We start from the raw sequence: 15,705 nt of genomic DNA, 5'->3' as shown, positions 1-15,705 counted from the left end.
TCCTTAATCAATAAAGCGCAAGTATTCGTTACACAGCAACCACTGGGGCGGCTGATCCTCTTCGATTTGGCTAAAGCGGCTGAGCGGCGTCAGGAAACGGTTATCGTTGTCGTCGTCATTCACCGTCGAAACCTCACCCACCAACACGTCGCCGAAACCTTCCTCGCCCCAAAAGCTGTGATAGATGCCCGGCGTCAGGCAGATGCTTTCCCCCGGCGCCAGCCGCAGGCGTGAACCGGCGGCGTGAGTCTGTCGGCAACCGTCCAGGGTCACGCTCACCGGGCTGTCGGCCAGCCCTTCCTGCGGATCGGCGTTATGCAGCTCGACGATCAGGTTGCCACCACCGCGATTGATGATGTCTTCCCGCTTGCGCCAGTGGAAATGCATCGGCGTCACCTGTGCTTCGCGGCAATGCATGATTTTCTCCGCATAGCATTTGGCATAAGGTTGACCGCCGGGCGAACCGTTTCGCAACGTGAACAGCGTCAGCCCCTTGTGAGCAAAATCCTCGCCGCCGAACGCCGTGACGTCCCAACCCAGCTTCAGGTCGAATACCTCCTGCCACGGCTGACGATCGAGCTGACGCCAAACGGTTGGGCTAAAGTGCGCAAAGGGTGGCAGATGGACGTCGAAGCGGGCAAAAAAATGCTGGGTTTGTTGCAGAATCTGGTTCACGGCGGAACGGTTCATATCGCCTCCGAAAGTGGGGATGAAATGAGGGGCCTGGCGTAGCAGACCCCGCCGATAGCAGGTTATTTCACCGTCCAGCCTTTGTAGCTGCCGATATTGTTTTTATCGATCATGGTGACCGGGATCAGCACCGGCCCGGTTGGTGCGGGTTTACCCTGCAGAATTTCGTAACCGATCTCGACCGCCTTGGCCGCCATCACCTGCGGATCCTGTGCAGGGGTTGCCACAAACAGCGAGTTGCCGCGCTTGAGCGCCTCTTCGCCATCCGGCGATCCGTCTACGCCAACGATGAAGAACTCGCTGCGCTGCGCCTGCTTGGCGGCCAGATCGGCACCGATCGCCGTAGGATCGTTAATCGCGAATACGCCGTCGATCTTCGGATTGGCCGCCAACAGCGCGGTCATGATCTCCAGTCCGCCTTCGCGGCTGCCCTTGGCGTTCTGGTTATAGGACAGCAGCTTGATCTCCGGGTGTTTCTTCAGTTCGGTCATGCAGCCTTCTACCCGGTTCTGTACCGCGGACACCGGTGGGCCGTTGATGATCACCACGTTGCCTTTCTCTTTCAGGCGATCGCTGATGTATTTACAGGCCATGGCGCCGGCCTGGGTGTTGTCCGAGGTGATGGTGGCATCGGCACCTTCGGCCGCTACGTCAACCGCCACCACCACGATGCCGGCGTCCTTGGCGCGTTTCACCGCCGGGCCGATACCCTTGGAATCTGCGGCGTTCAGGATGATCATATCGACCTTGGCGGCGATAAAGTTATCGATCTGCGCCACCTGTTGACCGAGATCGTAACCGCTCGACACCAGCGTCACGTTAACCTTGTCACCGGCCAGTTCGCGCGCTTTCAGTTCCGCACCTTTGGTGATCTGCACAAAGAACGGGTTGGCCAGATCGCCCACCGTCACCCCTATCGATTTCAACTCTTTCGCCTGCACCAACGAAGCACTGCCGAGCGCGGCGGTAACCAGCAAAGCGGTAATCAATGGTTTGAAACGCATAGTGTTTTCCTCATTATTTTCTGAGATACGAAAAAACTGCCCCGGTGGGCGCCAACCAACCTTTCTTTCTCACTCAACCTTGCCCTATGGATTTCCAGTGGCAGCGAGTGCAAGTCACAACGCTGCGGCTTGAAAGAGGACGGGTAGATCAGTGTTGATAATTGCGAGTGCGGTACTTGTCGATTAACACCGCGATGATGATCACCGCCCCTTTGATCACCAACTGCCAAAAATAAGAAACGCCCATTAACGTCATGCCGTTGTTCAGGGTGGCGATAATCAACGCCCCTACCAGCGTGCCGGTAATGGTACCGATGCCGCCGACGAAGCTGGTGCCGCCAAGAATGACTGCGGCGATCGCATCCAGCTCATAGCCCATACCGAGGTTGCCGTTGGCGCTGTAAAGCCGGGAGGCGCTCATCACCCCACCCAACCCGGACAGCAGGCCGCTCATGCCATAGACGAACAGCAGCACGGCACCGACCTTGATCCCGGTCAGGCGCGCCGCCTGCATGTTGCCGCCTACCGCGTAGATATGAACCCCCAGCGTGGTGCGGCGCAGAATGAACCAGCACACGGCAATCACCGCAAAGGCGATAATCACCAACCAGGGGATAGGCCCCAGGTAGGCGTTGCCGATCCATTCAAAACTGATATTGGAATTGATGATGGTGGTGCCGTCCGCCAACAGATAAGCGGCACCGCGCAGTGCGGTGTAGGTACCGAGGGTGACGATAAACGGCGGCAGGCCAGCGTAGGCCACCAGAAAACCATTAAACAGCCCCATGCCCAAACCGGCCAACAGCGCCAGCGGGATCGACATTCCAGCCATGCCAGGCATCAGTGACACCGCCATCGCTACCACCGCGGTAGTGCCCAGCATCGAACCGACCGAAAGATCGATGCCGCCGGTCAGGATGATAAAGGTCATGCCCGCCGCCAACACGATGTTGATCGACGCCTGCCGGGCGATATTCAGCAGGTTGGCATCGGTAAAGAAATTCGGGGCAACAAAGCCGAAAACCGCGACGATCAGGATCAATATCGGCAAGATACCGACGGTTTGCATCATATCGCCCAACAGTGCCCGTTTCAGCGTCGGATTTTTTGCGCCTGGCGGCAATGGATTCGAAGTCATGGTCGGCTCCTTGAGCGTAGGGATGGAATTATTCATGCGGTAGTCGCCTGCGGTTGGGTGGTGTCAACGCCGGTGGCCAGCGTCATGATGTTTTCCTGGCTGATCTCACCGCCGCCCAGTTCCCCGACAATGCTGCCTTCGTGCATCACGTAAACCCGGTCGCTCATGCCGACCACCTCAGGCAATTCACTGGAAATCATCAGGATCGCCACGCCCTGCTGTGCCATCTGGCTCATGATGCGATAGATCTCGCTCTTGGCCCCCACGTCCACACCGCGTGTCGGTTCATCGAGGATCAGGATCCGTGGGCCAATGGCTACCCAGCGTGAAATCAGCAGCTTTTGCTGATTACCGCCGGACAGGCCGCCAGCCCGCACCTGAGCATGTGGCACGCGGATATTCAGCAGGCCGATAGCGTCACTGGAAATACGCTGCGCCTTGCGGCGATTGAGCAGGCCATAGCGCCCGTCACGTTCCAGCGTCGCCATCACGATGTTTTCATGCGCGGCCAGATCGAGAAACAACCCCTGCTCCTTGCGGTTTTCGGTGAGGAAGCCGATGCCCAGAGCAATGGCATCGCGCGGCGAGTGGATACTGGCCGGCTTGCCGTCGACTTCCACCGTACCGCCACTGGACTTGCGCACGCCGAAAATCAGCTGCGCCAGTTCGGAACGACCGGCGCCCACCAGCCCGGCAAGGCCGACAATTTCACCGGCGCGGACCTGAAGGCTGACCGGCTTCACCTTTTTGCCGTCAGTCAGGCCGTGCAGCGTCAGGCGAGGTTCCCCCACCGGGATGCCCTGTTCCTTATTGAACAAGTCGCTCAGCGGGCGGCCCACCATCATGCGCACCAACTCGCTGGCGGACAGCTTGTCGCGCATCAGGCTGCCAACATACTGACCGTCGCGCAGCACGCTGACGCGATCCGACAGCTCGTACACCTCCGCCATGCGGTGGCTGATATAAATGATTGCCATGCCTTCATCGCGCAGCCGTTTGATCAGCTCGAACAGTCGATGCGTTTCGCGTGAAGAAAGCGCCGCTGTAGGTTCGTCCATCACCAGAATGCGGCTGTTACGGTGCAGCGCACGCGCGATTTCCACCTGTTGCTGCTCGGCGATGGTTAATTTCATCACGCGATCGCCGGCGCTGAACTGCGCCCCCAAACGATCGATCACCTTCTGCGCTTCCAGCAACATCTGCCCGCGCTTCACCAGGCCGCCACGCTGGATCTCGCTGCCCAGAAAAATGTTTTCCGCCACCGTCAGATTCGGAGCCAAGTTCATTTCCTGGTAAATCAGCGTGATGCCTGCCGCCAGGGCATCTTTTGGCCCCTTGATGGCGAACGGCTGCCCATCGATAAAAATTTCCCCGCTGCTGGCGATATAAGCGCCGGCCAATATTTTCATTAAGGTACTTTTACCCGCGCCGTTTTCACCCATTAGCGCGTGGATCTCACCGCGATACACCGTCAGGTTGACGCCTTTCAGCGCATAGAACTGACCAAAACTCTTGGCGATGTTGTGCATTTCCAGAATCGGGGTCGCGCTCATCGTCATACCTCAGGTTGCGGTTCGGATGGCATGCAGTTAACCACGCATAAATAAATGCAAAATGTCAGCGCCCGTTCATCTTTGTCATATTGTTAATGGGACGGGGATTTATACTGCGAACAGTCAGTTACGGGGGATTCAATGCGCAGACTGCCTTTCCTTGCCGGCGCGCGTGGGCGCCTGTTGATGTTCAATCTGCTGGTGGTGGCGGTGACGCTGATGGTCAGCGGCGTGGCGATCTTCGGTTTCTACCATGCGGGCAAGCTGCAGGAACAGATGCAGGCGCAAACCCTGGCAGAAATGAACGGCAGCATGGCGCTGAGCCGGGATACCTCCAACGTGGCGACCGCGGCTATTCGGCTCTCGCAAGTGGTGGGTGCGCTGGAATACCAGAGCGAATCCGCCCGGCTGAAACAAACGCAACTGGTGCTGCAAACCTCGCTCAGCCGGCTGGCCGACGCCCCGTTGGCCCACAGCGAACCGGCGCTGGTCAAGCGCATCATCAGCCGCAGCAACGCGCTGGAAAGCAGCGTAACGCGCATGCTGGATCTGGGACACCAACGGCATCTGCAGCGCAATATCCTGCTCAGCGGGCTGTATCAGTCGCAGAGCACGCTGCGGCATATCGCCACCCTCAATCAGCGCAATAACCTCAACCAGCCCTCGCAGCCGCTGCTTAGCCAGATCGACCGCTTGCTGGCGATCGCCATACAGACCCCTACTCCCAAGGCCGCAGCCCAGCAGATCGACAACGTTATGGCCTACTGGCCGCAACACAGCCCGGATGTCTTGGTAGACGAGAAAATGCGGCAGTTTCGGCTCAGCGAACAGCGCCTGCTGCCCGAAACGCTGGAACTGGAGCAAAGCGACCTGGCCCTGGCCTATTACACCTACCATATCAAAGCGTTAGTCGCGATGCTCAACGACGATATCAACCTTTACGTGCAAAAGGTGGCCAACGAGTCGGAGCTGCGCACCCACCAAACCCATCATGAGCTCAGTTCCATAAGCTGGTTTATCGGCCTGTTCGCGTTGCTGGCACTGGTGATTACCGGCTTCGCCGGACTGTATATCTACCGCAATCTCGGTTCCAACCTGACGGCGATCGCCGGAGCCATGACGAGGCTGGCGCGCGGCGAACGTGACGTCAGCGTACCGGCGCTGCAACGCCGCGACGAACTGGGCGAGCTGGCTCGGGCATTTAACGTCTTTGCCCGTAACACCGCCTCGCTGGAGCAGACCTCCCGCCTGCTGAAAGAAAAAAGCACCCAGTTGGAAACCACCTTTCTGGCGATGCGCGACGGTTTTGCGCTGTTTGATAACGACGGTCAACTGGTGGTGTGGAACCCGCAATACCCCTTGCTGCTGGGGCTCAACGAACACCAGCTGCACCGCGGCTTGCACTACCGCGAGCTACTGCAACAGGTTACGCCACCGGCGGGTCAACGTTGGGAAGCGGTGCTGGCCAACCTGTCTAGCGAACTGCCACAGCCGCAGGAACTGCGCCTGAGCGATGGTCGTACCGTAGAGCTACGCTTCAGTCCGGTACCGAACCGTGGCGTAGTCAACGTGGTGCTGGAACGCACCGAGCGCAAAGCGCTGGAAGAAGCGCTGCTGCACAGCCAGAAAATGAAGGCGGTCGGCCAGCTCACCGGCGGCCTGGCGCATGATTTCAACAACCTGCTGGCGGTGATTATCGGCAGCCTGGAACTGACCACTCAACAAACGCAGGACGCACAGACCGAACAGCGCATTATTCGGGCGCTGAAGGCCGCCGAACGCGGCGCACAGCTTACCCAGCGGCTGTTGGCGTTTTCCCGAAAACAGGCGCTGCACCCGCAGGCCATCACGCTGCAATCGCTGGTGGAAAATTTGCAGGAGCTGTTGCGCCATTCACTGCCCAGCACGCTCTCACTGAGCATCGAGGCACAGCGTCCTGGCTGGCCTGCCTGGATCGATGCCAATCAGTTGGAGAACGCGCTCATCAACCTGGTGGTCAACGCGCGGGATGCGATGGAAGGCCGCAGCGGCGTGGTGAATATTCGCATCTACAACCAACGGGTGGTGCGCAGCGGCGGCAAAAAGCAGGACATGGTGGCGCTGGAAGTGATTGATACCGGCTGCGGCATGTCGGAAGAGGTGAAGGCTCAGGTGTTCGAACCCTTCTTCACCACCAAGGCGGTAGGCAGCGGCAGTGGCCTGGGGCTGTCGATGGTTTACGGCTTTGTCCGCCAGTCCGGTGGACGGGTACAGATTGAAACCGCGCCGGGCAAAGGCACGTTGGTGCGCCTGCAGCTCCCACGAGCGCCTACGGCGGCGATAGAGGAAGTTCCCGCCCCGCAGCTCGAAGAATGCAAGAACACGGATAATCTGGTGCTGGTACTGGAAGATGAAAATGACGTTCGCCATACGCTGTGCGAACACTTGCACCAGCTCGGCTACCTGACGCTGGACAGCGCGGACAGTCAGGAAGCTTTGGCGCTGCTGCGCCAGACGCCGGATATAGACATACTGATCAGCGACCTGATGCTGCCGGGCGAACTGGACGGCGTACAGGTGATTGGGCTGGCGCGAGAGATTAACCCACAGCTTACCGCCCTGCTGATCAGCGGCCAGGACATCCGCCGTCAGCACGAAGAAAATCTGCCAAACGTTGAACTGCTGCGTAAGCCTTTCAGCCAGCGGCAACTGGCGTTAGCGCTGCAACGAGCACGACGTTCAAACGCGGACGGCGACGCAATTCGGAGGGAATGAGGCGATTTTTCGCCTCTGATTCGTTATTATGCCGCCCTGCTTTTGATGAATAAGCGTGCCAGGTGCACGCCCAGCCAGGGATAACATTATGCTGTGGTTTAAGAATTTGATGGTTTACCGTTTGAGCCGCGAAGTTGCGCTAAACGCGGATGAAATGGAAAAACAGCTCAGCGCTTTTGCTTTCACCCCGTGCGGCAGCCAGGACATGGCGAAAACCGGCTGGGTCTCCCCGATGGGCTCCCACAGCGACGCATTGACGCATGCGGTTAACGGCCAGATCGTCATCTGCGCACGTAAGGAAGAAAAAATCCTGCCGTCGCCGGTCATCAAGCAAGAGCTGCAGGCCAAAATTGAACGCCTCGAAGGCGAACAGCACCGTAAACTGAAGAAAACCGAAAAAGACGCGCTGAAAGACGAAGTGCTGCACAGCCTGCTGCCGCGCGCCTTTAGCCGTTTTAACCAAACCTTTATGTGGATCGACACCGTTAACGATCTGATCATGGTTGACGCCGCCAGCGCCAAGCGCGCGGAAGATACCCTGGCGCTGCTGCGCAAAAGCCTGGGCTCTCTGCCGGTAGTGCCATTGACCATGGAAAGCCCGATCGAGCTGACGCTGACCGAATGGGTGCGTTCAGGTGAACTGCCGGCCGGCTTTATTATTCAGGACGAGGCGGAACTGAAAGCGATTCTGGAAGACGGCGGCGTGATCCGCTGCAAGAAGCAGAACCTGATCAGCGATGAAATTGCGGTACATATTGAAGCCGGCAAACTGGTAACCAAGCTGGCAGTGGACTGGCAAGAGCGCATTCAGCTGGTGCTGGCGGATGACGGCTCGTTGAAGCGTCTGAAGTTCGCCGATACGCTGCGTGAGCAGAATGACGATATCGATCGTGACGACTTCGCCCAGCGTTTTGATGCCGATTTCATCCTGATGACCAGCGAATTGGCGGCGTTAATCAAAAACACCATCGAAGCTCTGGGTGGCGAAGCGCAGCGTTAAGTACACAAAGGCGCAAATCGCTGCGCCTTTGTTCCACATGAGTAGCTTCGCAACACAGATAGCATACCCAAATTAATTGGAGTTGCAGCTAGGCGGCAAGTGCGGGAATCCCCAGGAGCTTACTCAAGTAAGTGACTGGGGTGAGCGCATGCAGCCAACAACGCAGCAGCTTCAAGTAAGAAGGGTATGGATTACTTGCTCAAATAACGGCACAGATAAGCGGTTGCATCGGCAACCTGCAGGTTGAACTCACTGTGGCCCGGTACGAAGAACTTCTCACCCGGCATAAATACCTGCCAGTCCGGCGAGCCCGGCAGCAGGACTTTCAACGCCCCGGTAATCACGGTCATTTCTTCCGGCTGGGCGGTGGTGAAGGTGTACTCACCCTCTTCCATCACACCGACGCTGGTAAGGCCGATGCTGCTACTATCGAAACCGATAGACTTCACTTTTCCGGCAAAATACTCGTTCACTTTCAGCATAGACTGGCACCCGCGTAATCAACTTTATGGGAAATCCATATTGGGGGATTGTGGTTGATCTGTCACTGGTTTTTCACGCGAAATGCGATCGCGACGCAGAGTAAAATTCTGCCGGGCAATGGCTCCTCAGCCTGCCACTCTGGATCCGCTGATAAAAACGCGCCAGACAGCCGCTGTCATTCGCCAGGCTAAGGATTTATTCTATATTAAATCAGTTAATTAGCTCAGCCGCCAACTTGGCGACCAGCACGTTGGACAGCAGCACCGGTATTTCAAGCCGCGCCTGCAGGAAATCGCGATGCTGGCGGTGATAGCCGATGCAATCCAGCACCACCACCTGCGCCCCTTGTCGCTGCAACTCACTTGCCGCCCGTTCCAGCACCGCGTCGTCCGCCAGATAGGGACTGGCCACGGCGAAACAGGGCGGCGTCGCCAGACGTTGCCATTTGCCTGCTTGCTGGCTGATTTGCTCCGCTACCGGCACCACAATGCCGACCCGATGCTGGCTGACAATGGCGGAAATCAGCGGCGGAATAATGCGATCCGGCTCCAGCAACAGCGCGCGTTCGGCGTGCAGTCGGCCAAATTCTCCGGTGCATAGCAGCAGGATCACTTCACAGCCCTCGGCTTCCAGCTCACGGATTTTCTGCTGCAATCCCTTTTCGACCCGCGAGGCGCCCAGCCTCACCTGCGTACCGTCCAACAAGCGTGAAACCAGCACCTTCTCACCGGCCATAGGAGCGTAGCCTTGGTCAATCTGGCCGAAGCTCAGTCCATCCAACAGCCCGACATGCCTCACCTGATCCGCGGGCAGAAAGGCCGACAGCAGCGGCATGATGTCGTTACGCGGCGCCTGGCCGATAGTCAGCGTGGCAAATGAGGCATTCATCCGGTTATTTCCTTTTTTGCAGGTGGCTGAGGCTGCCGTACAACGCCAGAAGCTGCGCGTATTCATCGGCCTGGTAAAACTGGCAGGTACCGCGCCCGAACTCTTTCGCCACTTCCACCGCGAACTTCACGGTCAGCGCAATATCCACTTCATGGCTGGCACCGGTACCGCAGCCCGGCACCACCGACTCGGTACAGATCGCTACGCCAACCACCGGCGCAGAAGTCGCGGTGGAAGGTTGCAGGATGCTGTTCAGGTGATGCACCCCATTGCCGTACGGCGTTATGTCCTGCGTGGTGATCGGGAACGTCACCGCCGGACGACCGCTGGTCATCTCCATAATCCGCAGCAAGTCTTCCGCCACCCGCAGGATGTAGCCTTCTTTCACCGTCGGCGACAGCGCGTAACCTTTGTGATTGATGATGCGGTTGCCTTTGGTGGTGTCGATAGACAAGATTGCATCGGCTTCCGCCACCACTTCATTGTCGTTCATCGTCACGTCGTCGATCGGCGAATCCATAAAATCGACCGGATCGTGCGGGCGGGTTGGCGCGTCAGGGCAAATATGGGTAGTGATAATGACATCCCCCGGCAACACGTCCCCTTTGCGCTGCATTTCTGCCAGCTTCAACGCGCTGGCAATCGCGGCAATTGCCCCGTCGCCGTCGGACACCAAGCCGATGCGCGTAGGCCGCGCACCGATGCCGCCCAACCGGCCGACAATGCCCAGGGTTGGCGCATCCCCACCCTGGTTTTTACCGGCGCTGCCGGGGATATCGATTCGCACGAAATCGGTGGCGCCTTTCGGTCCGCTGGCACGCAACGTACTGGCCCGGATGCCGGGATAAGACGCAAACAGATCGACGACGTCCTGACCGCTCACATAGGCATTATCTATTAATTCAAAAACCTGCAGCGTTTGTTGCAAACTCATAATCGGCTGACCTCACAATTTAACCGGGGGGTTATTTCCCTTTGCTGGAAAAAATCGAATTGAAAAAGTTGTACAACGCGTCACCGGCAATAAAACCGGCCGCCATGATTTCCATCGGCGTGCGGCCCTTGTCGCCCCAGCGACGGATAATCAGGATGCGCAGCGCAATGCCAAGGAGCACCGCCCACCCCGCCAACGCGTTGTTGATCAGCAGGCCCGTAGCTAACAGCACGCCGAGCTGGCGTTTGGGCCCGCCAATCAGCTGCACGATGGCCCCGGGAATGGCCCAGATCAGCAAGCTGAAGGCAATGCCCGGCTGCGCGCCCGCCTCGATGGTTTTGGCGTACACCCGCGCTACCGGTGGGATCAGGTCCTGCAGGAAGTAGCTGCTGTAAGCGAAGTACACCACCGGGATGGCAATAACAAAGGCGATCAAGGCGGCAAACAGTTGAATGCGACGCCCCAACAGCTCCTGCTGCAAATCTTTGCCGTAGCCGCGCAGAATAAAGCCGGCTTTCAGATCAAACCCCATATCGGCAAACGCCGGGCCAGTGGCGGCGGTAAACCCGGTCAGCACGCACAGTGCCACCGGCGGAAAACCAATCAAAATGCCGATGATCAGGGTGATTAGCGCCACCGCAAAGGCCGGGAACCAGCCAGAGTGCATGGCGGCGATACCGACGATCAACTCATGCACAAAGGCAGCAAATGCAGCGTAAATCACAAACAACACCAGCATGGTCAGCGACATCTCGCTATACAGCCCGCCGGCCAACGCCAGCAACGCAGCGATAACGATATAGCCAACGGCTCCCAGCCCCAGCGCCTTGCTGACTTCGCTATCTGCCTGACTGTAACCGGCGGCGTCGACGCTTTTGCTACGGATCACCTGCACCACCTGGATCAACGCCACCAATCCGGCGCCAACCATTACCCCATGAGGAATAAAATGCGCATTGATGTCGAAACCCGCCATAGGTTCTGCGTAGGCGCGCAGCAGCAGGCCGACGCCAAACATCCCCAAAGCCCAAATATTGCCGATAAATGCGGTGCCGAAGGCCGCCATCGGGATTTTAAGCATCGACCCGGCGATCCCCACCGCCACGCCCACCACCAGCAACCAGGCCTGTTTGCCCCCCCGATCGCCAGCCTTGATGGCTTCCGCCGCCGCAACGCCTGGCGGCCAGGCGTTGGCGGCAGGAAAGATTTTGGTGTCAAACATGCGATACAGCAGGTAGGCGTCAAGCAACATTGCCACGGCCACACCGCAAAACATCGGCAGGATCAGCTGCGGCTGCCCCATCACATAAGGCACGGCAATGGGCATCAGCAATGAATTGGCAGCGCCAAAGGTGGCGGAGGAAATCACCGTTTGCGCCAGGTTTTGCGTATGTACCGATCGATAACGCTGGAACATTTGCAGCGGAATGCGCGCCAATAGCATCGCGAATAGCGCCCCGATGATCGACGTATTGGGGGTCACGCCCAACGTAGTGATTAGCTGCACACCGATGATCGCCCCAACGATGGACAGAATCACCATCACCAGCAGCGTACCGATATCTTTCAACGGATTTATGGTGGTATTGGATTTCATAGAGTCAATTTCCCTGAATATTCGCTGGCGCATGGCAAAGGTCATTTTTCGGCGTCAAGCTGCCGTCGTAGTTCCGGTATTTGGAACTACGATTTGAATTAATAATTTTTTGACCCGTAACCTTAAGTGAAATAACTAACGAATTCCCTGGTGTTGGCTTTCATTAATTACTCCGTGCTAGCAGAACTATTTCGATGCGTTATTTGATCTGTTGCCAATAATCATCACCGAACTTTTCCGCTAATTGCCGAGATACCGTCATCAACGCTTCTAATACGGCAGGAGAAAACGGTTGTTCGTCCGCTTGGGTGGCAAAGGATAAACAGAGCCCCACCGTCTCATTGCGGTGTTTATTGGTCACCGCCGTCGCCAGCGAACTGATCCCCTGCAAGGTTTCGTTACGCGCCAGGGACCAACCCTGCCGCCGAATTTGCGCCAGCTTGCTCAACAACGCATCCGGCGATTGCGGGGCGTTGGGCGAAGCCACGTGGTAACCCGCAGCATAGCGCGCAATAGCCTGTTCATCGCTAGCACGCGCTAAAATTGCCCTGCCCACCGACGTTTCCGCCGCCGGTGAACGGCTGCCCGCCGGCGTCACTACCTGGAGGAAGTGACGGCCCGGGAACATACGCATCACCATGATCTCCTGCCCCTCGAGCACCGAAACATAACCCGTGCAGCAAGTCAGTTGACTGAGCTGCACCATGCTGGCCGCCACGCTGTCCACCAGCGGCGTCGACAGATAGTGGCTGGAAACCGATAACAGCAAACGACCGATTTTATACAGCTTGCTGTCGGGATCGCGCTCCAGCATGCCCTGTGTTTCCATGGTCTGCAGCAGGCGCGATACGGTACTTTTCGGCAGCGCCAGTTGGTTCACCACATCGCTGAATGAAATACCGGGTTGCCCGTGCATCATTCGTTGTTGTGAAAATAACTTTAATACCGCTGCGGCATTTTCCAGGGTTGTCATGGCACGCCTTGTTCCACTATATGGAACTTAGTTCCTGTTCGATAATTAGAAACTAAAACTCGCACAACTTATCGTCAAGCAGTTTATTTTTTACGCTGCGGAAAATTAAAGAGAATGATGCTTTTGAAAATAAAATAGCGGACAGATCGCCAAAGTCATGAGGGAAATTAATTTGCACATCTACTTAAGCTGGGGGAAATATCAGCACAAGCTGCTGAAAACGCCATTCACCTGAGCAAACAAAATACGCTTTGCCACCCCAGAATCAGAAGCGAGCGTTATGCAGACTGAAATCGATCGGCACAGTTAATTCCACCACACCGTTATAGAAAGTGTCGCCCGGCAGCGTAGGCAAAACGAAACGCGTCTTTGGGATAACGTTTAAGGCGGTTGAGACGACTACGCCTGCTGCAACAACATCAGCATATGGCGTTGAAACAACGCCTGTAACTCGGAATTGGACATCTCTTTTCCCAGAAGTGAAACACCCAATGAGCGCGATAAAAATCACACAAATGATGATCAATAAAAGACTGGAAAACAGAGGCTATAGCGGGAAAAACAAGAAACCGGCTTTACGCCGGTTTCTGAGGGATAACGATTAGTCTTCCAACGCAGGGTCCTCATAGCGGTGCTTGGCATCCAACGCTTCCTGCTCGGTTGCATGCTCGCTGAGCAGCGTGTTGGGTTCTATATCGTCGGTGCGCACCTCGAAACGGTGCATATGCAAGCTGGGATCGCCCCGGTCAACGGCGACCACTCGGGCGGTTCTCGGATAGCCTGGTCGGTTATTTTCGCGCATGTTGATCTCCCGTGTGATTCCACAGGATTAAGTATAGCAGCGCGATTTATACCGACATGCGTGACCCCAGATCGCGATCGGCGTGATCGCCCTCCATCAGTTGCGTCAGTTCATCGCAGGCGCAGATTTTGCCGTCACGTACGGTGAAATGCGCCAGCACCTTAACCAGACTAAGGCTGCCATCGCGCTTTTCCACCCGCACCCTATGATGCGTCAACACCGAATCGTCCTGCCCGGCAATGGCGACCATCTCCAGCGTCATGCTGCGAGTCAACTGCTTGAGCAACGCCATATGTTGCACAAACTGCATGTAGTCCAGCGTCTTGCCGTCCACCTGTTGACGGTAATCCGCACTGAAAAGCTCAGCGATCAGCGTCGGCTGATGTTGCGGGGCGGCGACAACCTTTTGCAAGGCATCGAGCACCAGGGCTGTGGAGGTTTTCGGGGTCATGGTCGATCTCCAGAATTGAATGACGCGGAGATCATAAAACGAACAGAGCATGGCATAATAACCGCACTTGGACTTTTAATACTGCAAATCGGCCAATCATTATGATCCTGCAGAGCCAGCGACTTTGGCATGAGAAAAAACACCTGACGCCCTGGCACCAGCATGCCAGCGGACAGATCTACCTGTTGACCCACGGCATGATGGCGTTGGAAACCCGGGAGCGCCAATGGGCAATGACCGCCGGCAGTATCGGCTGGCTGCCACCCAACTGTGCGCACCAGGCACTGGCATGCGGCAACGTCATCGGCTGGAGTCTGTATCTGCCGGAGTCCTACTGTGCGACGCTGCCGGCGCAGCCGCATCTGAGCCCTGCCTCCGCATTGATTCAGGCGTTAATGGAACGTATTGCTCCTTTTGCGGGACAAGAGCTGGATCCGGCGCAACAACGCCTATTGCGGGTCTTGTTGGATGAGATTTCTGTGGAAGAGAGCGTACCGCTGCAGTTACCGCTACCGCAGGACGCCAGGCTGTTGAAAATCGCCCGCGCCCTGCTGAATGAACCCGCCAGCGCGCGTACCCAAAGTGACTGGGCCGCCTGGGCCGGGGTGAGCGTACGCACCCTCAGTCGCCGTTTTATTAGCGAAACCGGTGTGACCTTCGCCCGTTGGCGCCAGCAAGCACGGGTGATTCGCTCGCTGGAGCCGTTATCGCGTGGTGAATCGGTCGGTCGCATCGCCGGTGAATACGGTTATGACAATGTCAGCGCCTATATTGCCGCCTTCCGTCAGCGTTTTGGCACCACGCCGGGGCTGTATTTTAGTCAGCCTCAGTCGGTAACAGCGCCTGACGCGTCGCGTTAAGAAACTGTTCTGACAGCGCATCGCCCTGCGTTGCCCTTGCCAACGTCAGTGCCCCCACCAGCATCGCCATCTGCACCAGCGCCTGCTGTTGTCGTTGGGGTTGTTGTTCATCTGGCGAAAGCGACTCCAGCCGCGCCAACATGGCTTTCACACCGCTCAGGTAAGCCTGATGCACGGGTTTATCCGCCTCTTCGCGCGCCACGTCACCGGCCAGAGCGGCAACCATGCAACCTTCGCCCGGGCAGTCGCGGTGCCTGACGTTCAGATAAGCGTCAACCAGAGTCTGTAAATTGTGCTGGTCGGGCTGACGGCTGGCGGTTTCCCAGCGCTGAGCGGATTCCTCTACCGCCCTGCGGCTGGCCACCGCCGCCAGTTCGTCCTTGGAAGCAAAATGGCCATAGAAGCCACCGTGCGTCAGCCCCACGGCCGCCATCAGATCGTTAACGCTGACGCCATTCAGGCCGCGTTCGCGAAAAAGCTGTGAAGACACCTGCTCAATCGCCTCGCGATTGCGCTCCATCTGCTGCTTTGAAACCCGTGCCATGGCGTTTTCTCCTTATCAATCAGGCATCATCTTA

At 57.4% G+C, this 15,705-nt stretch carries 15 protein-coding genes; 3 read left to right on the top strand and 12 right to left on the bottom strand.

Annotation, left to right across the window (positions count from 1 at the left end; genetic code table 11):
• Positions 1-3: 3 nt before the first annotated feature.
• The 4 genes from M2407_RS20445 to M2407_RS20430 form a co-directional block, all read right to left on the bottom strand.
• Positions 4-690 carry a D-lyxose/D-mannose family sugar isomerase gene (locus tag M2407_RS20445; protein WP_020825440.1) on the bottom strand — a complete coding sequence of 229 codons (687 nt, stop codon included), beginning with the start codon at positions 688-690 and terminating at the stop codon, positions 4-6.
• Between the two features lie 62 nt (positions 691-752).
• Positions 753-1,694, bottom strand: a complete 942-nt coding sequence (locus tag M2407_RS20440) for an ABC transporter substrate-binding protein (protein ID WP_048759639.1) — start codon at positions 1,692-1,694, stop codon at positions 753-755.
• 148 nt (positions 1,695-1,842) lie between these two features.
• Positions 1,843-2,832 (bottom strand): ABC transporter permease subunit, encoded by a 990-nt coding sequence (locus M2407_RS20435; RefSeq protein WP_044548626.1) that lies wholly within the window; start codon positions 2,830-2,832, stop codon positions 1,843-1,845.
• 32 nt (positions 2,833-2,864) lie between these two features.
• Complete coding sequence (locus tag M2407_RS20430) at positions 2,865-4,385, bottom strand: sugar ABC transporter ATP-binding protein (protein WP_020825437.1); 1,521 nt, start codon at positions 4,383-4,385, stop codon at positions 2,865-2,867.
• Positions 4,386-4,526: 141 nt separating this feature from the next.
• Between M2407_RS20430 and M2407_RS20425 the strand changes: the two genes are divergently transcribed.
• Complete coding sequence (locus M2407_RS20425) at positions 4,527-7,139, top strand: ATP-binding protein (protein ID WP_259219171.1); 2,613 nt, start codon at positions 4,527-4,529, stop codon at positions 7,137-7,139.
• Between the two features lie 88 nt (positions 7,140-7,227).
• Positions 7,228-8,139 carry a recombination-associated protein RdgC gene (gene rdgC / locus M2407_RS20420; RefSeq protein ID WP_020825435.1) on the top strand — a complete coding sequence of 304 codons (912 nt, stop codon included), beginning with the start codon at positions 7,228-7,230 and terminating at the stop codon, positions 8,137-8,139.
• A 191-nt stretch (positions 8,140-8,330) separates the two neighbouring features.
• On the opposite strand, the gene ppnP is transcribed toward rdgC, so the two are convergent.
• The 7 genes from ppnP to M2407_RS20385 all read right to left on the bottom strand — a co-directional run bounded on the left by ppnP (position 8,331) and on the right by M2407_RS20385 (position 14,267).
• Positions 8,331-8,621, bottom strand: a complete 291-nt coding sequence (gene ppnP / locus M2407_RS20415; RefSeq protein ID WP_020825434.1) for a pyrimidine/purine nucleoside phosphorylase — start codon at positions 8,619-8,621, stop codon at positions 8,331-8,333.
• Between the two features lie 211 nt (positions 8,622-8,832).
• A complete protein-coding gene (locus tag M2407_RS20410; RefSeq protein WP_142815806.1) occupies positions 8,833-9,510 on the bottom strand; it encodes an AroM family protein in 678 nt (225 codons plus the stop codon).
• Between the two features lie 4 nt (positions 9,511-9,514).
• Positions 9,515-10,444, bottom strand: coding sequence for a DUF1177 domain-containing protein (locus tag M2407_RS20405; RefSeq protein WP_046374380.1), 930 nt, complete (start codon positions 10,442-10,444; stop codon positions 9,515-9,517).
• 31 nt (positions 10,445-10,475) lie between these two features.
• Positions 10,476-12,041 carry an OPT/YSL family transporter gene (locus M2407_RS20400; RefSeq protein WP_187962343.1) on the bottom strand — a complete coding sequence of 522 codons (1,566 nt, stop codon included), beginning with the start codon at positions 12,039-12,041 and terminating at the stop codon, positions 10,476-10,478.
• A gap of 199 nt (positions 12,042-12,240) precedes the next feature.
• Positions 12,241-13,014, bottom strand: coding sequence for an IclR family transcriptional regulator (locus M2407_RS20395; protein ID WP_128864403.1), 774 nt, complete (start codon positions 13,012-13,014; stop codon positions 12,241-12,243).
• A gap of 601 nt (positions 13,015-13,615) precedes the next feature.
• Positions 13,616-13,816: a YaiA family protein gene (locus M2407_RS20390; RefSeq protein WP_020825429.1), complete on the bottom strand. Its 201-nt coding sequence runs from the start codon at positions 13,814-13,816 to the stop codon at positions 13,616-13,618.
• A 46-nt stretch (positions 13,817-13,862) separates the two neighbouring features.
• Positions 13,863-14,267 (bottom strand): nuclear transport factor 2 family protein, encoded by a 405-nt coding sequence (locus M2407_RS20385; protein WP_122077452.1) that lies wholly within the window; start codon positions 14,265-14,267, stop codon positions 13,863-13,865.
• A 101-nt stretch (positions 14,268-14,368) separates the two neighbouring features.
• On the opposite strand from M2407_RS20385, the gene M2407_RS20380 reads away from it, so the two are divergent.
• Positions 14,369-15,127 carry a helix-turn-helix domain-containing protein gene (locus tag M2407_RS20380; protein ID WP_409049657.1) on the top strand — a complete coding sequence of 253 codons (759 nt, stop codon included), beginning with the start codon at positions 14,369-14,371 and terminating at the stop codon, positions 15,125-15,127.
• Here the strand turns inward: M2407_RS20380 and M2407_RS20375 are convergent.
• Positions 15,084-15,671, bottom strand: coding sequence for a TetR/AcrR family transcriptional regulator (locus M2407_RS20375; protein ID WP_259219157.1), 588 nt, complete (start codon positions 15,669-15,671; stop codon positions 15,084-15,086). The genes M2407_RS20380 and M2407_RS20375 overlap by 44 nt on opposite strands.
• Positions 15,672-15,705 lie beyond the last annotated feature (34 nt).

Origin of the sequence: Serratia sp. BIGb0234 (genome assembly GCF_024809915.1) — a bacterium.
Taxonomy (GTDB): Bacteria; Pseudomonadota; Gammaproteobacteria; order Enterobacterales; family Enterobacteriaceae; genus Serratia; species Serratia liquefaciens.
This window is presented reverse-complemented; position numbering and strand designations above follow the sequence as displayed.